At 60.2% G+C, this 23939-nt stretch carries 21 protein-coding genes; 10 read left to right on the plus strand and 11 right to left on the minus strand.

Annotation, left to right across the window (positions count from 1 at the left end):
- The first annotated feature begins 70 nt into the window (after positions 1-70).
- Entirely contained in the window at positions 71-289 is a 219-nt protein-coding gene (locus tag AC3EMP_RS27360) for a hypothetical protein (protein ID WP_023691451.1), read from the plus strand.
- Between the two features lie 141 nt (positions 290-430).
- Entirely contained in the window at positions 431-607 is a 177-nt protein-coding gene (locus AC3EMP_RS27365) for a hypothetical protein (protein WP_023667969.1), read from the plus strand.
- Here AC3EMP_RS27365 and AC3EMP_RS27370 read toward each other — a convergent pair whose 3' ends face one another.
- From AC3EMP_RS27370 to AC3EMP_RS27390, 5 genes are all read right to left on the minus strand, one after another.
- Positions 608-1171: a sigma-70 family RNA polymerase sigma factor gene (locus AC3EMP_RS27370; protein ID WP_023667968.1), complete on the minus strand. Its 564-nt coding sequence runs from the start codon at positions 1169-1171 to the stop codon at positions 608-610. It abuts the gene before it with no gap.
- A gap of 623 nt (positions 1172-1794) precedes the next feature.
- The gene (locus AC3EMP_RS27375; protein ID WP_023687785.1) at positions 1795-2766 is read right to left on the minus strand and encodes an amino acid ABC transporter permease; all 972 of its coding nucleotides are present in this window, start codon (positions 2764-2766) and stop codon (positions 1795-1797) included.
- A 19-nt stretch (positions 2767-2785) separates the two neighbouring features.
- The gene (locus AC3EMP_RS27380; RefSeq protein WP_352596992.1) at positions 2786-4066 is read right to left on the minus strand and encodes an NAD(P)/FAD-dependent oxidoreductase; all 1281 of its coding nucleotides are present in this window, start codon (positions 4064-4066) and stop codon (positions 2786-2788) included.
- A gap of 144 nt (positions 4067-4210) precedes the next feature.
- Positions 4211-5038 (minus strand): transporter substrate-binding domain-containing protein, encoded by an 828-nt coding sequence (locus AC3EMP_RS27385; protein ID WP_023736090.1) that lies wholly within the window; start codon positions 5036-5038, stop codon positions 4211-4213.
- Between the two features lie 292 nt (positions 5039-5330).
- Positions 5331-6533: an MFS transporter gene (locus tag AC3EMP_RS27390; RefSeq protein ID WP_023736091.1), complete on the minus strand. Its 1203-nt coding sequence runs from the start codon at positions 6531-6533 to the stop codon at positions 5331-5333.
- A gap of 176 nt (positions 6534-6709) precedes the next feature.
- On the opposite strand from AC3EMP_RS27390, the gene AC3EMP_RS27395 reads away from it, so the two are divergent.
- From AC3EMP_RS27395 to AC3EMP_RS27410, 4 genes are all read left to right on the plus strand, one after another.
- Entirely contained in the window at positions 6710-7621 is a 912-nt protein-coding gene (locus tag AC3EMP_RS27395; RefSeq protein WP_023736092.1) for a LysR family transcriptional regulator, read from the plus strand.
- A 289-nt stretch (positions 7622-7910) separates the two neighbouring features.
- Positions 7911-8114: a hypothetical protein gene (locus tag AC3EMP_RS27400; RefSeq protein ID WP_023667962.1), complete on the plus strand. Its 204-nt coding sequence runs from the start codon at positions 7911-7913 to the stop codon at positions 8112-8114.
- Positions 8115-8338: 224 nt separating this feature from the next.
- Positions 8339-8593, plus strand: a complete 255-nt coding sequence (locus AC3EMP_RS27405; RefSeq protein ID WP_023699977.1) for a hypothetical protein — start codon at positions 8339-8341, stop codon at positions 8591-8593.
- A 314-nt stretch (positions 8594-8907) separates the two neighbouring features.
- The gene (locus AC3EMP_RS27410; RefSeq protein ID WP_023736093.1) at positions 8908-9882 is read left to right on the plus strand and encodes a L,D-transpeptidase family protein; all 975 of its coding nucleotides are present in this window, start codon (positions 8908-8910) and stop codon (positions 9880-9882) included.
- An 88-nt stretch (positions 9883-9970) separates the two neighbouring features.
- On the opposite strand, the gene AC3EMP_RS27415 is transcribed toward AC3EMP_RS27410, so the two are convergent.
- From AC3EMP_RS27415 to AC3EMP_RS27440, 6 genes are all read right to left on the minus strand, one after another.
- The gene (locus tag AC3EMP_RS27415; protein ID WP_352596989.1) at positions 9971-12016 is read right to left on the minus strand and encodes a CHASE2 domain-containing protein; all 2046 of its coding nucleotides are present in this window, start codon (positions 12014-12016) and stop codon (positions 9971-9973) included.
- A 15-nt stretch (positions 12017-12031) separates the two neighbouring features.
- Positions 12032-12856 (minus strand): FecR family protein, encoded by an 825-nt coding sequence (locus tag AC3EMP_RS27420; protein WP_023815926.1) that lies wholly within the window; start codon positions 12854-12856, stop codon positions 12032-12034.
- Positions 12853-14067: a tetratricopeptide repeat protein gene (locus AC3EMP_RS27425; protein ID WP_352500307.1), complete on the minus strand. Its 1215-nt coding sequence runs from the start codon at positions 14065-14067 to the stop codon at positions 12853-12855. The genes AC3EMP_RS27420 and AC3EMP_RS27425 overlap by 4 nt, the downstream gene beginning before the upstream one ends.
- 535 nt (positions 14068-14602) lie before the next feature.
- On the minus strand, positions 14603-15790 hold the full coding sequence (locus tag AC3EMP_RS27430) for a magnesium transporter (protein WP_352710743.1): 1188 nt from the start codon (positions 15788-15790) through the stop codon (positions 14603-14605).
- A 200-nt stretch (positions 15791-15990) separates the two neighbouring features.
- The gene (locus AC3EMP_RS27435) at positions 15991-16146 is read right to left on the minus strand and encodes a hypothetical protein (protein WP_023681074.1); all 156 of its coding nucleotides are present in this window, start codon (positions 16144-16146) and stop codon (positions 15991-15993) included.
- Positions 16147-16290: 144 nt separating this feature from the next.
- The gene (locus tag AC3EMP_RS27440; protein WP_023691463.1) at positions 16291-17007 is read right to left on the minus strand and encodes a pentapeptide repeat-containing protein; all 717 of its coding nucleotides are present in this window, start codon (positions 17005-17007) and stop codon (positions 16291-16293) included.
- Between the two features lie 1337 nt (positions 17008-18344).
- Between AC3EMP_RS27440 and AC3EMP_RS27445 the strand changes: the two genes are divergently transcribed.
- Genes AC3EMP_RS27445 through AC3EMP_RS27460 form a run of 4 tightly spaced genes read left to right on the plus strand, consistent with a single transcriptional unit; the run spans position 18345 to position 23926 of the window.
- Positions 18345-19793, plus strand: coding sequence for a TolC family protein (locus tag AC3EMP_RS27445; protein WP_352710740.1), 1449 nt, complete (start codon positions 18345-18347; stop codon positions 19791-19793).
- A 37-nt stretch (positions 19794-19830) separates the two neighbouring features.
- On the plus strand, positions 19831-21963 hold the full coding sequence (locus tag AC3EMP_RS27450; RefSeq protein WP_023687775.1) for a type I secretion system permease/ATPase: 2133 nt from the start codon (positions 19831-19833) through the stop codon (positions 21961-21963).
- 42 nt (positions 21964-22005) lie between these two features.
- The gene (locus tag AC3EMP_RS27455; RefSeq protein ID WP_023667951.1) at positions 22006-23295 is read left to right on the plus strand and encodes an HlyD family type I secretion periplasmic adaptor subunit; all 1290 of its coding nucleotides are present in this window, start codon (positions 22006-22008) and stop codon (positions 23293-23295) included.
- Positions 23285-23926 carry a ribbon-helix-helix domain-containing protein gene (locus tag AC3EMP_RS27460; protein ID WP_023667950.1) on the plus strand — a complete coding sequence of 214 codons (642 nt, stop codon included), beginning with the start codon at positions 23285-23287 and terminating at the stop codon, positions 23924-23926. The genes AC3EMP_RS27455 and AC3EMP_RS27460 overlap by 11 nt, the downstream gene beginning before the upstream one ends.
- Positions 23927-23939: the final 13 nt, after the last annotated feature.

The following is a 23939-nucleotide window of genomic DNA, read 5'->3' on the forward strand; positions in this document are numbered from 1 at the left end:
GGAACATTACAGCGCGATGCCGGTTCGGGCGTCGGCACCGATCGGTGTCCTGGATTCGAAGGAGGAGATCATGGCATCCGGCGGCAAAAAGCATTTCGGCCAAGGCAGCCAAGGCAAAGGTGCCGGCGCCGGCGCAATGACCACCTTGGACAAGGACAAGATCGAAGAAAACGCGGTTTTGTCCAACCGCGACAGGAAGCAACATAGCCGAGAGCGCGGGCTGGACGGCAATCGAATCAAGTCCGATCAATTTCAGGATCACGCCGCAAACCGGTTGCTGAAGGACTGACGCCACCGCGCCGCGTCTTGCCGCGGCACGGAGGAAAACTGTGCAAGGGCCGCCGGTGAGCCTCTCGGCGGTCGACAACGCCTTGTAGTGCCGAGCGCTCATCATCAGACTTGGATCTAGGGATGCTATCAAGAGAACGTGATGTCTCATTCGAGCGACGATACCACGGATCTGCTTGTCGAGATGGCAGTGGATCAGGAGATTGCTTCCCTGCTGGCCGCCATAGAGCAGGAAAAGATACCAGACCGCCTATCCAAGCTGGCGATCCAATTGCAAAATGCTCTCGTCGAGAAGCGTCGGCGAGACGTGAAGAGCTGATTATCTGCGGCTGTCGACCTCTATATCGAGCTGACCATCCGACAGCTGATTTCGCCTTTCTATCAATGTCTGCAACGAGCTCTCCCCGAGTAGCTCAAGGATGTTGGCGCGGGCACGGTTCAGCCGGCTCTTGACCGTCCCTACCGCGCAGCCGCAGATTTCGGCGGTTTCCTCGTAGCCCACTCCTAAAACGCCGATCAGCATCAGCACCTCGCGCTGATGTTCGGGCAGCTTTTGGATGGCGCCGTGAACTTCCTTGCTCTGAACGGTCCATTCCTGGGTAGCTTCCGAAATCGGTCTCGAAGACGCGCAGTCGAGAAGGCCTGGCGCTTCCCGTGCAGCGATCTTGATCCGGGTGTAGTAGGTGTTGCGCATGATGGTGAAGAGCCACGACTTCATGCGTGTACCAGGTTCGAACTTGTCGATGTTGGCGAGCCCTTTGGTCAACGTTTCCTGCACCAGATCGTCGGCATCGTCTGGAACGCGGCAGAAGGTGCGCGCGAAAGCCCGCAGGGCAGGTATCAGATCAACGATGGAAACGTCATTGGTTTGTTGGTCGGCCAAGAGATAGCCTCCGGATGACAATGGTCCAGCTCCCAGAAGAAAGAGTGAATGAACGAAGCCAGAGCTAAATGCATGGAAGTTTGGTTCGTTCCCGCCGTTGGAAACAACTCTTCGAAAATTCCACCGGGCGCGAACACGCCGACTACGGTCTTCCCCCAACCACGCCCACTTCAAAGGAACGAAACACCATGCCGAGCTTCATTCCCGGGAAGTCTCGCCGGTGCGTTTGGCTGTGCAGGGCATGGACCGAGTCGTGCGGCTGGTAACGCGCAAACCACTGCTGACAAACCTATTGGCGAACCACGTGGCGAACTCGGCTACCATCGATACATAGCGATAATGGTTGGCCGGAGACATGTTAGAGTCATTAATTTTGTTAACTTATTGGCGCGGGTGAAATCCAGCAATCGGTCGTAGTTGCCGGGCGGTCGGCCAACGAACATGCTCGTCCAGCACTTGCTCTATTCTGCCCTCCGATCGGGCTAAGCCGATGAAATACCGGGTTGATTCACCCCTCACGACGTCGCCGAACGGCATGCTGTCGCGTACAATCTGCAGCTGCTCTCCGAAGCTGGCTGTTGCGGTGCTGTGCAACTCGCTTTGGCGAAGATCACGGATGACGATCAGCGCTTGAGTGAGCGCCCGAACCGGTCCTCGATCCGCGACTGAAGGAACTCGAGCCCCATCGAGAGCAGCCAATAGATCATCGAGGCGGTGATGAGCATCTCGATGTGGCGGAACTCGGTCTGGCCCTGCGTGCGTGCGAGATACATGATCTCCCAGACCCCGACCACCGAGACCAGCGAAGAATCCTTCAGCATCGCAATGAACTGGTTGCCGGTCGGCGGCACGATGACGCGCATCGCCTGCGGCAGGATGACCAGGAACATCGTCTGGTTAGCGCTAAGGCCGAGTGCCGTAGCACCCTCGGTCTGGCCGCGCGAGATGCTTTCGATGCCGGCCCGGAAGATCTCGGTCATGTACGCGCCGTAGCAGAGCGACAGCGCCATGATGCCAGCCGGCACGGCGCCGATCACGTAGCCAATCTGCGGCAGGCCGAGATAGATGATGTAGATCTGCATCAGCAACGGCAAGCCACGAAACAGAGAGGTATAGAAGGTCGCCAAGCCATAGACCACGCCGTTGCGGGAAAGTTTGGCGATGGCGCCAACGAAGGCGATGAGGGTGGCGATGGCGATCGAAATGGCCGAAATGTAGAGGGTCGTCACCACACCCTTCGAGACGAGGAAGCCGATCTTCTTGGCGATGAACGCGAAGGACAGGTCGAAGGAATAGAAAAACAACATTAGCAACACGAACAGCTCTATCCAAACTGCCACAATCTGCTGTTTGCGGCTGAGATACCGCAGCGCGTTCCAGTTCGCCACCAAGATCAATGCGATCAGCACCGCCGAGACCGCCCGCCCGACGTCCGGGTTGGCGGCGAGCCACTCGACCGACCCCGGAACGAGCTTGCCGAGCCAACTGGCTTTGATGCCGAGCCCATACAGGCCGGCGGCGATGGCGGCGAGCACGAAGAACACGCCAACGCGGCGCGCCGCGTCCGGGTGGTTGAGCAATAGTCGGCCGATCACGTCTTCGATCTCCCTGCGGTCAGCGGGCCCGCTCGCGCCACCAATCCTGCGCCTGCAGCTTCCAGTAGGTGAGTTGCGCAACCGCAAGTCCAGCCGGGCCGCCCGCCCAGGCAAGGCCGAATGGTGCAAACAGCCGGTAACGGTCCGATTGTCCCAGTATGGCTTCGGCGATCAACTTGCCGGCGATCGCCGTGGTGTTGATGCCATGGCCACCAAAAGCCGTGAGGTACCAGACGCCCGGCTGCAACGGGCCTATCTGGGGCATCATGTGCCGGGCATAAGACATGAGCCCGGACCAGGCGAGTTCGGTCTTGAGGTGTTCGAGCTGCGGATAAGTGGTGACCATCTCACGGCGCAATTGCCTCGCCAACACGCCCGATGAGGCTGCCCGGGTGGTGATGCGCCCTCCCCAGAGCAGCCGCCTGCCGCCTTCGACAACACGGTAATAATCGCCTGCGCGACGGTTATCGCCGACGGCGTCGGTCGTCGTAATCGCCTTGGCGATGAGGTCAGGCGCCTCCTCGCTCACCATAACGTAAGTGGCGATAGGCAGGAATGCCCGCTGCAGCCGGCCGACCAGTGGGCCCGTATATCCGCCGGTGGCAACTACGGCCTGGCGGGCGCGCACTTCGCCGCTGTCGGTGCGCAAGACCTTTTCGGCGCCGTCAAGGTTGGCTTCAACGGCAGCCGTTCTCTCGTATATCCTGCCGCCCAGCCGCTCGATCTCGCTCGCAACGGCGCGCAGATAGTTAAGCGGATGCATGTGGAAGGCGCTGGGATCGCGCAGGCCTTGGTGGTAGCGATCGGAATGCAGCACTGCTCGCACCTGGTCGCGATCGAGATAGTCGAGCCGGTAGTCGAAATCCCGCGCCAGTTGCTCGGCATATGCCTTGAGCGCGGTGCCGCCATCGTGGCGAAGCACGCTCAATATACCGGAGCGCGGCTCTGCCGCCTTGATGTCGAGATCGCGGATCGTCTGCCGCACGAAGCCGACGCCTTCGATGGACAGGCGGTGCAGTTTTTGTGCCGCGTCGACGCCGGCCATCGCGGCGATGTTGTCGGTGCCGGTGGCGAAACCGGGATTGACGAAGCCGCCATTGCGACCGGAGGCGCCGAAGCCTATCCGCTGCGCCTCAAGCACGACGACCTGCTGGCCGGCGCGAGCCAGCTGCAACGCCGTCGTCAGGCCGGCCAGTCCGCCGCCGACAACGACTGTCTCGCACTCGGAAACGCCGCTCAGCGGCGGTCTGATGGTGTTGTCGGCAAGCGTGCGTCGGTAATAGGTGTCAGGACATGTCATGATCAATACGATGAGGTGGCGGCACTAGAGCATTTTGCAGGCAGGCGGAGCCGCCCGGTGTCGTGAAAATGCGGCTGAAACAAAACAGACGGAGCGGGATGTTCAATTGAATGCATCCCGCTCAAGCTTTATCCACGACGCTCCTCAGTCGGCGCTGTAATCCTTGCCGTACCACTTGGTGGTCAGTTTCGCGAGGGTACCGTCCTTCTTCATCTCGTCGAGAATGCCGCCGATCTTGGCATTCCACTCGGCATCACCTTTTTCCGCGATCACCACCAGCGGCTCACGGAAGGCATAGCCGCCTTCCAGGACACGCAACGGGTAGCCGTTCTTTATCGCGTTCTGAGCCGTCTGTTCTGGTGCGATGACCGCGTTGAGGCGCACGCCGTCGCCGAGCCTCAAATCGTCGAACGGCAGCATTGAGTCGGCGAAAGTCCTGATCTCACCGGGCTCCAGCTTGTATTCGATGGGCGGCAGGCCGGGAGCATCGATCTCGAGTTGTCTGCGGATGAAATCCTCCGACGTGGTGGCGGTCTCGACGCCGATGATCTTACCGTTCAGGTCGGCGACCGATTTGGCCGGGCTGTCCTTGTGAACCACGTAAACGTAGGGGCTATAATAATAGATGCCTTCGAAATCGATCACCTTGGCCCGCGCTTTGGTCGGCGTCACCGAGCCGACACCCAGATCGTAGCGTCCCTGCCAATGGCCGCCCGTCATCGTCGCCCAGTCCGGCGTGTCGAAACTGACCTCCACACCGAGGCGCCGTGCGATCTCCTTCGAGACGTCGATATCGAAGCCGACCAACTGATTGCTGTCGTCGAGGAAACTCTGCGGCGGCCAACCGCTGTTTGTGGCGACCACCATTGCCTTCTTCGAGGTAACCCGGTCGATGGTTTCACCCGCCGACGCCGCAGACGCGAACGCGAGCGTGGTAGTGGCCAAGGCCAGCCACGCGATCAATTTCCTCACTTGAACCTCCCTCTTCATCGTCATTCAGACATATGCTTCCCAGAGCGCGCTCCCGTAGAGAACAGCAATTCAGAGCGCGGCATGAGATCGATCTCATATCAGCACACATATCGACGAGGGGATCAAGTCCTTTTTCAAGTAGCCAGTTGTCCTCCGGGGGCGCAAAGCATCGGCACCCGTACGGTGCGGCGGAACCCGCGTTTGATGTGACGCGCGTGACTTTCAAGACAGAGGAAACGAAGATCTACTTCAACCTATCACATCAGATGGGCGGCACAGGATGGCTTGCTGTCTACGAGTTTCCGATGTTCCGGTTAAGCATGGGTGCGCGGCACACCGGCAGCAGCACCAGCAGGATGATGGCGGAGTCGACCCAGAGGACCCTGTTCACGCCCATCGTGTCGACGATCTGACTGGTCGCTAGGGTACCCACGGAGATGGCAAAATTGAAAGTGAAGCAGTAGATGGCCGTCGCGGTCTCCGCGCTTTCTGGTGCTGCACTCAGCACCCACGTCTGCAGCGTGATGGGCGCCGCGCCATACGCGAAGCCCCACACCAGCAGCAGGATGGTTCCTGTGAGCGGCGTGACCCCGAGTAACGGGAAGAGAGCCAGCGTGGCGCCGAGCCCAATGACGACGCAGGCCAATGTGCGACCGACGGATTTGGCGGCCCAGACGCCTGCGACGGCGTTGCCAATCATTCCGAGAATGCCATACCCCAACAGTAGCCAGCCTATGCTCCCTGCAGTGACGCCCGAGACCTCCAGCAACACCGGGCTCACGAAGGTGTAGGCACCGTAGTGAGCAGCCACCAGCAGTGCCGTCGCAACCACGCCCGCCAGAAGGGCGGGATTGCGCAATTGCGCACGCAGCGCTTTCACCTCCACAGGCTCCGCCGCCTCCAGCTTCGGAAGCACAAGCAGGGCGGCGAGCAATATGGCAAAGCTCAGGCCGGCGAGAGACCAGAACGCGCCGCGCCAGCCGACTAGATCACCGATGATCGTGCCGGCCGGCACGCCCAGCACCGCAGCGGCACTTACACCGCCGAAGACAATAGTCATGGCGCGCGGCACGGACGGTCCAGGAACAAGGCGTACTGCGATGCTCCCGGCTATCGCCCAAAAGCCACCGATGGTGATCCCGACGAGCAGCCTGGACGCGAGCAGAACGGGAAAGTTCGTTGCGAGCGCTGAAATCACGCTCGCCGCAGCCATTGCCGCGAGCAGGCCCGCCATCAGAATACGCCGGTCGAGCCTCCCCACTGCCAACGGCAAACCGATAGAAGCGAACGCCGCAATTACGCCGGGTATCGTCACCGTGAGACCGCCACTCCCAATAGAGACATTCAACTCGGAAGAAATTGCCGGAATCAGCCCCACAGGGAGTTGCTCCGCAGTGATCATCGAAAAAATACCCAGCGATACGGTGAGCACGGAGAGCCACATGCGAACAGTGGCTCCCTGTTTCTCCTGAAGGGCTGCTTTGGTCAGAGACATGATCACCTCCAGCCCGCGAGAAGGCACTCGACGCCGACGTTTCGGGCAAACGTTAGAGAGACGGATCGGGCAATTGATCCCCGCCTGGCTTCAGATAATCTGTCCACTGCGGATTGATAATCGGGGAAAATATGGATGGTGAATTCACGAAACGTGAATGAAACAGGTGATTGCAGTTGGACCGGCTGACCAGCATGACCGTGTTTGCCAACGTCGTCAGTGAAGGCAGCTTCGCTGGAGGGGCCAAGCGGATGCGACTATCGCCAGCGGCCGTGAGCAAACATGTCCAGATGCTGGAAGAGTGGCTTGGCGCACGCCTTCTCAACCGGACGACCCGGCGCATAAGCCTGACAGAGCTCGGCGCCTCCGTCTACGAGCGCAGTCTGCGCATAATCGAGGATGTCGAGGAAGTTCGTACGAGCGCGGCCGAGAGCAAGACACGTCCCACCGGCTCACTGCGTGTCAGCGCGCCGATCTCCTTCGGCGCGATGCACCTTGGGAGAGTCGTTGCAGAATATCTCGCGGTCTACCCGGAGGTGTCGGTTGAGTTGGTGTTGGACGACCGTGTGGTTGACATCGTGGAAGAGGGCCTGGATGTCGCGGTACGCATCGCTCCACTCACGGTTTCCAATCTGGTTGCTCGCCGAATCGCGCCTTCACGCGAGGTGGTCTGCGCTTCGCGCGATTATCTGGACAGACGCGGGCGTCCCACAAAGCCGTCGGATCTCCACGACCATGATTGTCTGGACTACGCGTTGCGCGCCAGCCGCGGAAAATGGCGGTTCGACGGACCAAAGGGGGAAGTGGCGGTAAAAATCACTGCACGGATGACGGCAACGAACGGGCAGCTCCTGCGCGATGCGGCGCTGGGTGGAGCAGGCATAGTACTTTGCCCCACTTTCCTTGTTGGAGAAGCCATTCGTTCGGGCCAACTGGAGACAGTGATGCCCCAGTTCAAGCCGGTAAGCCGGTCGATCTACGCGATGTACCCGTCAAGCAGGCATCTTTCCGCCAAAGTTCAAAGCTTCGTAACGCTTCTCGCCGCCCACTTTGGTGAGAACCCACCTTGGGACAACTTTGGACCATGACGACTGGAATGTTGAGCCCAGAGGCCGCGCGCACTTGCACGGCCTTACTGTGCATGGGACCAGCACCCAGGGCCAAGGGGCGGTGCATATCGAGCCGTCCAGCACCTTTTCGAGACTGAAGCATCCGCTATTTGCCGACGGTCAGTCGCTGAGGCTCAATCCACCGCCCATCCTAAGCGCCGCCAAAGCGCAAGTTGTAGCATCTGCGGTGTCTCTGGTTCTCTGCGGCCACCGGCGGAACGGGTTGTAAGCAGGCGCGTTCCTCCAGCGTCAAGCTTGGAGAACATACATGGATGACGAGCTGCGCCTGAAGTTACAAGAGCTGAGCCAAAGCATGCAAACGCGAGCGGCCGAACTTTCGACGCTCGGCGGCAGCGCAGACATAAGTACGGTGATGTCGGGGATCGCCGTCGCTCTGGAGGCGCTACTGGTGATTGCCGAAGAGATGAAAACGCCACGTTCCGGCCCTTCGGTCCTGCCCGACGCTACATGAACATCTCCGATCGTTTGGGAGAGGCTCCAGAGCGAGAGCGCCTACCGCCCACCAGCAAATCGCTCGCCGAGGAACTGGCTTTAATCCACATTCCGGGTTGGAGAGTGGAGAGCGCAATCGACTCGGTGGAGTACTCCAGGTGGGGTGAGCGTCGGCAGAAATGGATTTTGCACTCGACGATGCCTTTTGGGTAATCGAGGACGGCCTTAGGACGGAGGACCACGATGGCTTGGATGGCCGCAATTTGCCCGATTACAGATGAGCAGGCGCTCGTTAATTCGGAGACAGTTGGTGACATCCGGGAGTTTCGCTGTCCGAGTTGCGGCGACTTCAAAATCACGAACTCGGCCACCGCGATGTTCAAAGGCCTATCGGCAGAACAGAAGTTGGAGCGCTTCGAATACGCTAGAGCAATCGCGGGCGACAACGCGATCACAGTGACGACGGAACATGGATCTATCGATACCGAAGATCAATAGAATACCCGCCCGACAAGCCGGTTCCCAGCGCATCTCCTCACTTGCTGCCCTGAGACCATTTGACTGCCGGTCCAGGTAGTGGGCAGTTTGAAGGTAGAAGCTCACGTCAACATGGCCAGACCATTTTTACACTGCCGATCTGCGCGGCCAGCAACGCCTCTCGTGAGGGGCAAGTCACGGGCATCGAACGTCTCGGACCGGTCGGCAGCGTAAGGCAGGTTGCCTAGGATCCTCCTACCGGCGAATGGAACCAGATCTGCCACAGCGCGTCATAGAAGCAGATCAGGTGCGATTTAACGTAAGGAGTGACATCGATGATCAGGCTCCTTCTCCTCCTCGCCATTGCACTCGCCTTCGCATGCGGCGGGACGGAGGCGGCCAAGCTGGACCTAGCCGCGGTAAATCAGGCGCAATTCTCCGCCGGCGATCCGAAAGGGCTCGATCCTGCCGTGCTGAAGGCGCAAATTTTTTTGGATCGTGCGCGCTTCTCACCGGGGCTCATCGACGGCCGCCTTGGAGAGAACTTCGCCAAGGCGGTCAAGGCCTTCCAGGCGTCGAACGGACTGGCCCCAGATGGCAAGCTCACCCAGGCGACTTGGGACAAGCTGATGGCAACCTCCACCAGCCCAGCTCTGATCACCTATGAACTGACCCGCAAAGATGTACGCGGCCCCTTCACCAAACGCATTCCGGGGCGCATGGAGAGGATGGCTCGCCTGAGAAGGCTTGGCTATCACGACTCGATCGAGAAGCTGGCGGAGCGCTTCCATGTGAGCGAACCATTGCTCAGGAGGCTAAACCCAGGCACCGGATTCAGGAAAGCTGGAACCACGCTGCTGGTACCAGATGTTGGCCGGGGTGAACCTCCCGCCACCATTGCCGGCGTCGAAGTCGACAAAGGCGCTCATCAGGTGCGCGTGCTCGACCCCTCCAATAAAGCGTTTGCCGTCTACCCTGCCTCGATCGGGAGCGACGAGAAGCCGGCACCAAGTGGGCAGGCAGAGATCCAAAGGGTGGTGCACAACCCGACCTATCACTACGATCCCGATTTTGCATTCAAGGGAGTCAAAACCAAGCGGCCCTTCACCATTGCTGCCGGCCCTAACAATCCCGTGGGATCAATCTGGATCGACCTCTCCATCGAAAGCTACGGCATTCACGGCACGCCCGAACCCGGCAAGATCGGGAAGACCTTCTCTCACGGCTGCATCAGGCTAACGAACTGGGATGCCGAGGACCTCGCCTCAATGGTGCACAAACATATGAAGGTGACTTTCAAGGACGAGTGACGCAAGCCGTCGCATCCCTCGATGGTCGCCGAAACAAGATGTCCGTCTGTGCCCGTGACAATTGCATCTTGCGATCCGCTGGATCCGATCAGCGGATGCTCCGGGTTCGGGGTGTCAGGTCAAGCGGCGCCATTTGCACGGATGGCGGCGAACCAACCACCATGGCGGGGGCGCCAGATTGCTCACCACGTTGGCTCTCTACTTCGCGGCTCATACCTTGTTGAGCAGCTTGCATCTCCGGAACGGTGAAAACCGGCACCTCGCCCTTGAAACCCTGGAGCTCAAAGGCGCCCGCCTGGACGACCGGCATCGATGCTGCTGCCGCAAAGCCGGGTCCAAGCACCAGGGGGATGCCCAGCTTCTTGGTCGTCGATTCGAGCCGTGCCGCGCGGTTCACGGGGGAGCCGATCGCGGTGTAATCGAAGCGCCGTTCGGAGCCGAAATTGCCTACCGAGCAGATGCCGGTCTCGATGGCGACGCCGATTTCGATGGAGCGATGGCCATCCGCGGTGAAGGCGGCGTCTTCGCGCCTCACCCGCTCGATAAGGGACAGGCCCGCGTCGAGCGCACGCTCACGATGATCGGGTTGATCTAGCGGTGCGTTCCAGAAGGCCAGCACCGCATCGCCCATGAACTTGTCGATGGTGCCGTCGCGCTTGAGGATCTCATCGGTCGCAATGCCGAGGAAATGGTTGACCACCTTGGCGATCTCTTGGGTGTCGAGCTGTTCGCTCATGGTCGTGAAGCCACGTATGTCGCTGATCAAAATTGTGATCTCGCGCTTCTCGCCGGACAGGATTGCCTCGGTGTCCGAGCTTGCGAGGCGCTGCACCACGGAGGGCGACAGATATTGGGAGAACTGTCGCGTCAGGGTGGACCGGCGCTGCTCGCTGCGCCTGTAGAGGACATAGCCTTCGAAGCCCGCAACCATGATGGTTGCAAGCGCCGGCTGCAGCGGGTCATAGAGTGCACCCTGCAGGCTGTACTCGAGAGCGCCGAACACGAACGGCGTGAGGGCCAGCAGCGCCAGGGAGATGGCGCCAAGCACGACACGCCCGGCGAGCACTCCGGAAACCCCGATGAAAACGAGGGCACTGAGGAGAAACCAGAGCCGCTCGAGCATACGCGCGTGCGCTGGCTCTGCCAGGAAGCGCCCGGCAAGCATCTGGCCGATCGCATCGGCGTGGATCTCCGCTCCTGGTCGCGCTGGACTCGTCGGCGTGGGCAGGTACTGCGTCAGGCCCACAGCCGACAGGTCGACAATGGCGATGGCGTCCCGCAGCCGCGGATCGCCATGGCCCGAAAGGATAGTGCTGGCAGACAGGCGAGGCGTGTCCGTGGCGGTTTCCCAGAGGCGGATGCTCCCCTCCGGCTCGAGCGGCACAATGGCGCCTGCCATCCTGAGTGCGTCGAACCCGGCTGCATTCATCCGGGCTGTGTAACCGTCCTGTCCAGCGTAAAGGCGCAGGAGCTCGAGTGCGAAAGACGGCCACAGCTGCGCGCGTTGAGGGGTATTGCGAAGCCAGAGCAGCGGCACATGGCGTAGTACGCCGTCGGGATCGGGCAAGGTGCGAATCACGCCGAGGCCTGCGGCGGCGTTCGAGAATTCGGCAAGCGACCCGGTAAGACCGGTGAAGCCGGGAAGTGTATCGGGTACTTGCCCGACGATCGACCAGCCGGCTTTGGGTTCTGCTTCTGAAACCGTCGCTTCATTGCCCAGGCTGACGGCAAGCGCCGTTCGATTTTTGGACAGCGCCGCTGCCAGGCGCTTGTCTCCGGCCATGCCCTCAGGCGAGGTGTCAGCCTCGGGGAGTACCAGCGCAAGCCCGACCACCGCCGCGCCGGATTGCGTGATGCCATCGACCAGATCGGCCAAGAGGCCACGGTTCCAGGGCCATCGCCCATGTGCCTTGAGGCTGTCGTCGTCTATCGAGACGATCACGACAGGATTGCTCGTCGCCTGGCGTGGGGCGAGAAACTGATAAAAGTCGTACGTCCGCTCACGCAGGCGCGACAACGGCCCGTCAAAAGCCAAATGGCAAGCGAGCAGCAGGAGCACGACCAAAAGGCCGGATATTTTGCGCCTGCCGGCTTGCCGCCAATCAGCCCAGCGCCTACCGACCGAGTGGCTCATCTCGTGCAGCCAGGCCTAATCGCAGTTGTAGTAGTAGCAGCAACCCTCACCCTCACACTCGCCCCGCCGGCCCCCGCTGCCCGCAGGTGGCGTTGGGCTGTCAGGGAATTCCATGACCACTCCTGGCAGTGCGCCGTCCCTGGACCCGCAGACTTTGAGCGAGGAGCCTAGAGCCGACGTACAAATTGCGCTTACGTCCAACCCAGGACCCGGTGCGCCCGGCAGGCCGGTTCCCGCTATCCGGTCGATACTGTCCAAGATCGGGAAGGCGTCGATGCCGCCGTAGCCGGCCAGAAGCTTGCCATCGTCCGACGTGCAGGCATAGCCCGGGTTCGTGATGACCAGCCGTTTGCCATTGATCGTGCAGGTCATGCGGCCGGCGCGCAATATGCCGACGGTCTGGCCGGCTGCCACCAGCACTTCGATGATGCCGCCTCTCGCTCCGAGCACCATGTGCGGCGTCGCAACCTGCATGACGCCCCCTTTCGAAACCTGGCCGCCATAAAAACGTGCCAGGCCGCTGTTCATCCCGATGTCGATCTTTCCCGACCCGGAGCCCGGATTGTAGACGAACTCATCGATCGTCAGGCTGGTGTTTGGACCAATTTTGGCGCTCGATTCATCCCGGAACACCAGCATTCCGAGACCGGTGGGATTGCTGCGCAACTGGTCGCCGAGTTCGACGCCGGCGCCAACGTTCATCGTCCCGCCGTTATTGCGGACGATGATGGTCTGGTAGGCCGTCATCGACCCGACCGTCTCAGCAGCGGATGGTGCCGCGAAGGCGAGGCAGGCGATAAAAATGACGATCTGATGATACCTCATCGCGGCCTCTTTCAATTGAGCGTCAACGTATAGCTCATGAGCATTTCGAACGATTTTCGGTCGCGGTTGGCGAGGGCGAAGTTGGTTTTGCGGTAGGCGAGATCGACGCTGATCTTCTGCGCTTCCGTCAGCTGAAAATCGCTTTCCGAGGCAATGCGCCAGAAGTCGCTCTTGATATTTGTGCCGATGCCGACGGACAGATCGGGAGTGTCGCTGTGGCCGGCCGATAAGGCGATCTGGTGCGACCATGCGAAAAAATCCGGTACGTTCATCAACAGGCCGCCATAGCGGACCTCGCCCGTATAGCTGCGGCTGATTTCGCCCGATCCGGAAGCGAAGTCATTCGAGCCGACAAAGCGCAAGCCGAGCGCCTGGCCATTGCGGAAGCGGTAGCTGCCGCCTGCCTCGTAGAAGACCCTGCTATCCGCGAAAATGCCTTGCGAGGCGCTTAGATCGATGTAGCCGCCACCGGCGAAGAGCGTCGTCTCGACCGTCGGGCGAACGACGAAACGTCCACTGAGGCCGATACCGGTTTCGTAAATGTCGCTGTCGAAACGATCCGTAACGGTGAACGCGGAAAGCAGCAGGCGCAGCGAATCGATCCCGCTGTTGGGCAGTCCCTTGTCCCAGGTTATCGCTGCGTTGCCGTGGATAAAAGTCTTCTCGCCACCCGGAACCGACAGGTCTTCCGTGAAAAGACGCTCAGTCGCGGTCAACGACCCCGAAAGAACGAGCGCGTCGGCACTTGGCGTGCCGAGGTCCCACCGCACAAAACCTTCCGCCTGCCCGTAAGGCGAGACGAAGCTGTCGTCGTCCTGCGCCCCGCCTGGCTCAAAATCGGTGAATGCGCTGAATACGCCGCCGGTCAGGGCGAGTTCCCAGGTGACGCCACGCAACGCGCGCTCGATGCGGGCGAGCAGGCGAACAGCTTCCTGTTGCTCACTTGCGGTCAGACCCCCGACTTCGATGCCGTACTGCACCTGCCGCCGGGCCAATTCATAGGACCCGACATGGTAATACAACCGGCTGGCCGCAAGCCGGGCGCGCGCATCGCGGGGGTACTGGATCAGATACTGCTCGATCGAGGAGATCGCCTGATCGTATTGCCCAGCGTTGACCGCAACCGTGACGAATTGGGCGAGCGTTCCATTGTCGGCCGGACTGGCGATGCGGGCCGCAAACGCATCGTCATAGGCCCCAAAAAGACCTTGTGCGCCGGCCGGCAACACGCCGGCACAAAGCAGCGCTGCGGCGAAGCCGAAGATCGTTCGAAACGAAGATTGCATGCCGAGAACCCACCCCAAACCCGACTAGTGCGAGGGATTTAGCACGACTGCAAGAAAAAGGCGACTGAACGGTCGCCGGACTTATGCGAGTCCTCAGCAGCTGTTGCAGCTGCGCAACAAGATATCGGGTTTATTCCTATTTCGGCTGCGCTGATTGTCAAAAACTCTTCTCAACATTGCTGCACGTGATTGAAGTATTTGACCCAAGGCTTAACAAAATCAAATCTCATCAGTAGTGGATCGCACAGCCGACAAGATTAATATTGGGTGGGCGATCCTGCGTATCTGGTCACCAGGCTTCAAGGTCACCCACGGCTTCTCCAAAGGCCTTCCGTCGCGTTTCGCAAGGGACGGAGAGCTGCCGGAGGTGCTTCTCACGAGGCGTGTGCAATTCGGCCCGGGTCTTGCAATTTCTTTGAACGCGAGGTCAGCTCATTGCCTCAACGCCCAGGGACGCGTCACCGCACGCAGCTTGCTACAGCACGAGCATGGTGGCCAGCCCCAGCATCAGGCCCATGCCTACAATATCGGTCACGGTGGTGAGGAAGATCGCCGAGGCGACCGCCGGATCGGCGCCTACCCGGCGCAGGCCCAACGGGATCAGCACGCCGGAGATGCCGGACATGAGGCACGCTCCGGACATGGCAAGCAGGATCACAAGTGCCAGCATCGGCGCCTGCGCCGCCGACGCCGGTTGCCTCGAGGCATAGAACCACATCGCCGCAGCCGCAACAACGCCGACGAGCACGCCGTTGGCGGCCGCGAGCGCGCCCTCTCTCATCACCAAGTGCAGCTTCGGTCGTTTGTCCACATCCCCCAGGGCAAGGCCACGCAGCGTCATAGCCAGTGCCTGGCAGCCGGTGTTTCCGCTCTGCCCGGCCAAGACCGGGAGAAACGCCGCCAGAGCGACGATCTTCTCGATCGTGCCTGTGAACGAACTGACCACGAATGCGGCCATGAAGGCCGTCAGGAGATTCAACTGCAGCCACGGATGACGCTTCAGGAAGGCTGAAAACAGCGGCGTAAAAGAGCGCTCCTCCTTCTGGAGGCCTACCATCTGGCCAGACTGGGCGGAAATCTCGATGATTTGCTGCTCGAACAATCGCCAGCCGCGAACCTGCCCGAGCAGCCGGTTCTCCGCATCCACCACCGGATAGACAGGATAGTGACGCCGTACCGCCGCCTTGCATGCGTTACTCAAAGAGAGACCGACATCAAGAGCGAACGGCCTGGGCAGCATGATGTGATCGACAATCGCGTCGGGTTCGCTCAGCATCAGATCGCGCAGGACCGCCAGGCCAACCAGTTTATTGCCCTTGTCCGTGACGTAGAGATAAGTGAGCTCGGTCGGCACCTGGGCGCCTCTGACAGCTTCCACCGCGGCAGCAACCGTCGTCCCGACAGGAACGCTGGCGGGGATCGGGTCCATCACCTCGATGAGCGACTCGGGGATCGCGAAACCCATGTCACCATCATGAGAGCTGATGGGCCGCATATGCTGTGGCAAATGCTCGGCCACCTTACGGGCGTGCCCGTCAGGCAACAGCTTTAGTGTGTCGCGGATGAACTCGGGAGACTCTCTAGCGAGCAATTCAGCTGCGTCATCAGGTGCTCGAGCACGCAGCGTGCGCACCAACTTCTGAACGCCGGTCTCTTCGTTCATATGATATGGCCCCCCAATTGAAAGTGAAAAAGTTGTGAAGTATCGGATCGCACCGGGGCGGAAATACGACAGTTCTTCCGGCCCAGCAGTCCGCCTTGTGGTTCTCGCAAGCGCCGCCTGCACGCTCCTAGCTTGAGAAGGCAAAGCAGACGTCTACATTTTGGGCGTGCCCTCGTCAGGTCAGCATGCGAGTGTCCGCGCTATTTCCCTCGCTTTTCAACCTTTAGATTTGGGAGGTCGGGTCGCTTGGATACCACACCGGCCTCCTTCAAGGCGGTGTATCCAACCTTTTTGAGGAGCTTCTCTGTTTTGGCGCGCTCCTTGTCCAGAGCGGTATCACCTTTGACCTTGGGCATCCGTCCTCCATTTAGTCGTTGTCGTTCGCCGGTAAATGAGATTGCCGGAAATGTCCCGCAGTGTCGTGCTTTGACCCGCGGCCGAGGACTGAATTGAGGCGCTTTGCCGCCCGGCAGCCTTTGGGCGGGAAGCGGACGGGCGGGCTATTCCTGCTGGAATTGACAGGGCCAATTTTCTGGCCTCGTCATGCCAGAAGGCAACTCGGTCCGGGCGTCCCCGCAAGCCATGTTGAGCTGCCACTGGGACAGACCCGCCGAATTGGATAGATCGAGGCCCTCGATACGGGTCAGAAAGAAAAAAGCGCCCTCAAAGTCTATCGGTGCGGTGAACTTCGCTCCTCGGAAGTCCGCCCGCGCGAGATTGGCAAACGAAAAGTGGCTGCCGCTGATATCGGCGTCATGGAACTGCGCACGCCCCAATTCCGCCTTTGTGAAATCAACATTGACCAGATTGGCGTCCTGGAAATTCGAGCGCTGCACTTCCGCGCCCGTAAACACGGCGCCCTGCGCGTCCATATGGCTGAAGTCGGTCCTGTACGCCTCGATTTTGTCGAACCGGGCGCCTTTGGCGGTAGAGCCGGCCAGGGAAGCGCGCACAAGCGTTGCCTTCTCAAAATTTGCCGCAAGGAGATTGCTGTTCCTGAGGTCGGTCGAAGTGAAATCAACACCGAACAGGTTTGCCCCGCTCAGGTCCTGTCCTTCTAGGATGAGAAGCTTTTTGTCACACTCCTGCCAATTGACGCCAGGCGTCGCGGCTGCGTAGCAATCTTGAGCGGCGGTGGCGTTTTGCCAAGCCAATACTGTGCAAACCGCCAGAACCAAGCCGGATCCGCCGTAAGCTCTGGTTCGTCTCAAAGTCATTGTTGCTGGACCCCTCTGCTACTCGTCGACAATCAGCCTTACCACATCTGCTGACACTCGAGCCACGGTAACGACCGCCGTCACAGTTGCGCATCAACGTTCCGCCGATAGCCAGCAGCAGCTTGCGAAATTATCGAGAGGTGGGGGAAAGGCTTTGACGGTAGAGTGCTTTTTCGCGGATGCGCGTGAGCGCCTCAAGTGCACGAACGAGGAGCGTGAGCAGCGCCTGGAGGAGCGTCTGACGCTCGCGAAGGAAATGACGGGGAGCGTAGATCCGTGGATTTCATAGAAACCTGGATATCCCCCGGTCCAGAGACACCATCCAAAGTTCGGTGGTGACCCTCCCAGCGCCGGCGGGGCGGACAGCGACAGCTGAAGCGTGAGGCCGTGACAACCATAGTGACTGTCAACGAGCGCCTTCCCGTGGTTTGAGCCATCGGTCGTGTGAACCCATCCTGTTGCACGTCGTAGCCGCCGATTGCCGCACGAATCGCTGGAAGTCTTTCGAAGCTGAAATTCTTGGGTTACGTGTGACAGGTGGCATCCCAGAAGGTGAATAGACGAACGGACTGACGACTATGTCGATCCAAAGGCACATACTTTCGGGAAAGCGCTCAATTCACAAAACAAAGAGTTCGGCGTAAGCCGTGAGTTATTGGTGGACCCGGAGGGCGAACGGAAATTGTTGATTTTGCTGAATTTTTGGTGGGCCAAAATCTGAAAGGTCCCGTATCATCCCGTATGCTCCCCCGACCCCCAAACTGCCGACCATAGCTGACCTCGTTTTGCAAACGTTGGGAGACAGGGTCCAGAACGGCGGAAATGGGGGCGGTTGCAGATCGGCAGCTGCGGCAACAGCGCGCGACCAGCCGACGGTCTAGCGCCTCGAGTATGTTTTATTCGCCGGCTCCGGGATTTATGCCCACGCTTCAGGTCGAAGAAAGGCCGGGGTGTCCGTTCCAGGCTCTTGGCAAACGGGCTAAGATTATCCTGCCGATTGTAGCCGCCAACCAAGATGTTGTCGGTCACCTCGCTGAAAAAGTACACCCAGAAATAGTCAAGCCATCAGGAGAAAATAGGTCATAAGGGGGCCTTGCGGTCCTCCTTCCCGGAGCGGTTTCGCTTGCCTGTTCAAACTCGGAAGGCTGTTACCCAAAAACCGCAGTGGGTATTTTATGTGCCATTTTTGCGACATTCTATAGAATTTTGCTTGAATTTAGCGTTTTAGCGGTCACTAAATCAATAAGTGCTCCCATATTTTGCAAATTTGTGAACAATAACGGTTGAGTTGTAACGCCTGGCAATAATGGCGCAGGGGAACGTTGGGGTGGGGTGAAATGAATACGACATCTATGTCGGCGATAGGCAAGCGCCTCGGCCTGCTGACGACGGTCGCCATATTGAGTTGTGGGGATGCTCACGCGCTCACTCTCCAGGAGGCGATGGCGGTTGCGGTGGAGTCCAACCCCGAAATTGGCCAGGCGATCGAAAACCGCGAAGCAATCGAATTCGAGCTACGCCAAGCGAAGGGACTTTATCTTCCCAGCGTCGATGTCGAGGCGTCGGCGGGGGTTCGTCGTCTCGACAATTCCTCCCGGCGTTCGCTGTCCATAGAGGATGACGCGCTCTATCCGGCGGAAGCCGACGTCGTTGTCACGCAGACGCTTTATGACAGCGGCGCAAGGCGGGCGGAACTGAACCGCCAGGCGTCGCGGGTCGACGGCGCATCGTTCCGGGTGCTGGAACGGTCTGAATTCATTGGACTGTCTGTCGTCCAGGACTATCTCGAATACATGCTGCAGGCTTCGATCGTTTCGGAAGCGAAGAAGAATCTGGGCTTTCACCAGGCAATCCTCGGCGACATCCGGCAAGGTATTGCAGGCGGCGCGTTGAACGAGGCTGATCGCCAGCAGGCCGAGGAGCGGCTGTTCGCTGCCAAGGCACGTATGCAGGAGGCGACCGAAGAACTGGAGGCTTCCAAGATACGGTTCTTCAAGACGGTCGGTAAGCCGCTGACCAACGCGTCAAGGCCAGGCGATGTCTCGAGCGCGCTGCCAAGGTCGCTCGACGACGCGCTAGGGCTGGCGCGACAGAACAATCCGCGCGTCCACATGGCCAACAGCGATATCGACGCCGCCGCCTCCCTGGTGGATGCGGCGCGGGCGAAATTCGGGCCCTCCGTCATCGCCGAAGGCCGCGCCCGCGGCGGCTATGACATCGACGGCGACGATGGCGACGCTAGCGACCTGCAGGCGCGGCTGGTGCTGCGCTGGAACCTCTATCGCGGCGGCATCGACAAAGCCAACGAGCAAGAGCAGGTCCGCCGCACCAGCGAGCAGCGCCTTGTGCTGCACCAGGTTCTGCGCGAGATCGAGGAAGCCGTCCGTACGTCATGGGATCGCCGCTTCCGGCAGGCCGATCTGGCAAAGACATTGAAGCTTCAGGCTGCCGCCAACGAAAGGCTGGTGGCGTCCTATCGCGAGCAGTTCAAGGTCGGACAGCGCTCGCTGCTCGACGTGCTCGACGCGCAGAACACGCGGTTCAACACAGCTACGCTTGCCGACACCGCATCCTACGCGTCGCTTTTCGCGCAGTACCGGCTGCTGGCGGCAACCGGGCAGTTGCTGAAGACCATGAATCTTCAGCCGGCAAAACAGGCCACCGCCTATGCCAAGGCCGAGTTCAATGCGCCTGAAACGGCCGACACCGAAACGTATGCGCGCACGCCGTCGGAGCAGACGAACGATCTGCCTTTCGACATCCTCGCACCGGTAAGAAAGAAGTAGGAAGGTCAAGGACGAACGATAGTCCTGCGGGCTGATCGTGAACCCACAACCCAAAATCCTCTCCCCAAAAGAGGCGTTCAAGGCCTGCTTCTCCGCTGTTGCCGGGTACCTCGGCAGGCCGAGTTCCGAGACCGTGCTGTTTGCCGGCGTGCCGCTGTCAGACACCCGCATCGATATCGACGCCATCCGGCATCTTGCCGAACGCATCGGTCTTGAAATCACGGAATTCAGCCATCGCGACTTTCTTCGCGGACGCATCGACCTTCCCGCCATTCTGTTTCGCGTCAGCCAGTTGCCGGTTGCGCTGCTTGCCCAGACCGAGGACGGTGGATTTACGACCGCTCCCCAGGAAGACGGGCGCACCACAATTAGCAAATCCGAGTTTTCCGGAAGTTATATAAGTGGCGGCGTTTCCTTCTCGATAACCTATGCCAACGCAGTAGAGGCGATGAGCGTCGGTTCGGCGGCCAAGATCGAGCGGCGACATTGGCTGACCGGCACGATGGGGCCGTTCTGGCGCACCTATTCGAAGGTCATCCTGTCGGCGGTATTCATCAATCTGCTGGCTCTTGCCTCACCGATCTTCACCATGAACGTCTACGACAGGATCTTGCCGAACAAGGCGATATCGACGCTCTGGGTGCTGTCGATCGGGATCGGCGCGGTCATTCTGTTCGACCTGCTCTTGAAGACCGCCAGAGCGTCACTGATCGACTATGCCGGGCGCAAGGCCGATCTTCGCATCTCCTATATGCTATTCGAGAAGGTGCTGAACTCGTCCTTGTCGGCAAGGCCCGGCTCAACCGGCGAATATGCAAATCGGGTGACCCAGTACGAGTTCGTGCGCGAGTTTTTCACGTCGAACACCATCAGCGTCTTCATCGACACAGCATTCGTCTTCGTCTTTCTTCTTGTCATCTATGCGATAGGCGGTTGGCTGGTCGTCATACCGGCCATTGCTTTTGTCGCCTCGGTGATCGTCGGGCTGATCACGCAACGGCGCATCGGCAAACGCGTTGCCGCTTCCATGAACGAGGCTTCGCAGCGCCAGGCCCTGCTGGTGGAATCCATCTCCACGCTGGAAACGATCAAATCGCTACGCGCAGAGGCGTACCTTCTGCGAAAATGGGCGGAGCATTCCAAGAACGCATCCAACACGTCCGAGAAGATCAAACAGCTTTCGGCTGCCGCCGGCAACATAACCCAAGCCATCCAGCAGATGGTCACCGTCGCTTTGATCGTGGCCGGCGCCTATGCCTTTTCGGAAGGGCATGTCTCGACCGGCGCCATCATCGGCACCGTCATGCTGGCAGGCCGGGCGGTGGCCCCGCTTGGGCAGATTGCGATCACCTTGTCCAGACTTCGCCAAGCGATGCTGTCCCTGCGAATGGTGAATTCGATCATGGCGCAGCCTGAGGATCGGCCGGACACGGTTGGTTTCGTCAACCGCCCCATTCGCAACGGTGCAATGGCATTCAGGAATGTCGGCTTTGTCTACCCGGGTTCCGAAAACGAAGTGCTGACCGGCCTGAATTTCTCGGTGAAGCCCGGTGAGCGGATCGGCATCATCGGCCGCATAGGCTCGGGAAAGACGACCATGGGGCGGCTGATCGGCAGGCTTTTCCTGCCGACCTCCGGCGAGTTGCTGCTGGACGGGATCGACATCCGTCAATACCACCCGTCGGAGGTTCGCGCCGCGGTCGGGATCGTCGCGCAAGCCAACGATCTGTTTTCCGGCACCATCAAGGAAAATCTCCTGATGGCGTGCCCGGAGGCGACCGATGAGCAGATCGTCGACGCGGCCAAGGCTGCCGGCGTCGACGACTTCGTCTCCCGCCATCCGCGAGGTTACGACATGAATGTCGGCGAGCGCGGCACCAATCTCTCGGGCGGTCAGAGGCAGACAATGGCAATTGCCCGCCTGTTGCTGACCAAACCGAAAATCGTGTTCCTGGACGAGCCGTCCGGCTCGATGGATCTGGCCTCCGAGCGCCAGCTGATCAAGCAGCTCAAAGTGGCTTTCGATCGCAACACGACCCTGATCGTATCGACGCACCGCTTCAGCATGCTCGAGCTGGCCGACCGCCTGATCGTCATCGAGCAGGGCAAGATCGTTGCCGATGGACCGAAAGACCAGGTGATACAGGCGCTGCAGAAAACAAGCGCCTGACGAACAGAATTATGCGTGAACACAGCACGTTGGGACGTGGTAATGCTAGCCAGGGAAGACCGTCCGCCGCTTTTTGCGTCGGCTTCGATATTCATTATCGGAGCGCTTTTTGCGAGTTCGGTAGCCTGGGCATCCTTCGCCGAGGTCGATGAAATCGCACGCGGCGACGGCAAGATCATACCGGCGTCGAAGACCCAGATCATCCAGGCCAGCGAGCCGGGCGTGGTTCAGGAAATCGCCGTGACGATCGGTCAGGTCGTCAAGAAGAATGACCTCATCATTCGTCTCGACAACACCTTCAACACTTCCAGCCTTGGCGAGCAGCAGGCCAAGGCGCGGGCGCTGCAGACGCGCATTGCACGGCTCCAATTCGAACAGACCGGCAGCCTCGAGGGCGCGTTTCCCTGTCCGTCCGAGATCCAGAAGGTGGCGCCGGAAATCTGCGACAACGAGCAGAAGCTGCTAATCGCGCGGCGCGACAACTTCGAAGTCAAACTGTCGGTTCTAAAGTCGCGGCTCGATCAGCGTGAGAAGGAACTCGACGAAGCCAACGCCAATGCCGATCGCCTCACCAAGAACCTGGCCGTCAGCGACCAGGAGGCGAAGCTGGTCGAAGCGATGGTCAAGAAAGGCCTGATGGCGCGAACCGAGCAGCTCCGCGTCGAGCGCGAGCAGACCGAGCTCAATGGTCAGCTGACGCTTGCCGGAGAGACCATCAAGAAAGCCAGGTCTGCCATCACGGAAGCCAAGCTTCAGGTCGACGAACTTGGCCTCCAGCTGCAACAGGAAGCGCTCAGCGATCTGACGCAGGCGCTGGCCGATCTCTCGGTGGTGGACGAGACGATACGCGGTGCCACCGACAAGGTGGCGCGCACCGATATCCGTTCGCCTGTCGATGGTATCGTCAACACGCTTGACATCAACACGGTCGGCGCCTTCGTCCAGCCCGGCGCGGTCGTCGCGGGTATCGTGCCGACGTCCGAGACCCTGCTGGTCGAAGCCCGGGTCTCACCGCGGGACGTCGCCTTCATCCGGCCGGGCCAGGATGCCCTGATCAAGGTGACCGCCTATGACTTCTCGATCTTCGGCGGCATCGAAGGCAAGGTGTCGAACATCACTGCCGACAGCCTTGTCGACCAGAAGACCGGCGAACCGTACTATCAGGTGCGTGTCGCCACCGACAAATCGACCCTGACACGCGACGGCAAGACCTATTCCATCATCCCCGGCATGATCTGTTCGGTCGACATCAAGACCGGACGCAAAACGATTCTCACCTACCTTCTGAAACCAATCAACAAGGCGCGGGAGGAGGCAATGAGTGAGCGATAGTGCGATCTCCCGCCCGGTCGATCGCGACCGGCTGCTGCCACCGCTGGCGAGTGAGGATTTCGGTCTCGAGTTCCGGGTTGTGGCGCGTGGCGGCACGCGCCGCGGCATTCGTCTGGAACGGGCGTTCTGGACATCGCTGAAGCAGATGGCGGAAAGCCGCAAATGCACGATCGGCACACTGATCGAGGAAATTGCAGAGAGCCACGCCAACGCCGGAAACCTGACATCGGCAATTCGCGTAGCCTGCATGCGTGGATTGGCCGACCAAAACCTCACCTTGCAGAGGCTCGCGTCGATCAAGACCATCAGCGCCATTCTCGTCGCCTGTCCCTCGCCGGCCTTTGCCCTGGCATCGTCGAAGAAGATCCTGACCTTCAATGCGCCGTTCCAGCAACTGGTGCGGCGGCAATTGCCGGTGGCGCCGAACGAGGACGCGCGCCAGGATCTCAAGCTGGCGCTGGACCTCAATGTCGCCGACATATTCGCCAGGCTCGACGCCAATGGCGAGACGCCGGTCGCGACCGGTTTCGTCATAGGCGCCGGCGACCGCCGCTACCGCGGTCAACTGAGCGCGGTGCGGGCGCCGGTGGTCGAGCCGGAACTGCTGATGGCGTTCGTCTTCGGCGGCTAGAGCAATTCCGGGA

The sequence above is a fragment of the Mesorhizobium sp. P160219 genome, assembly GCF_057786095.1.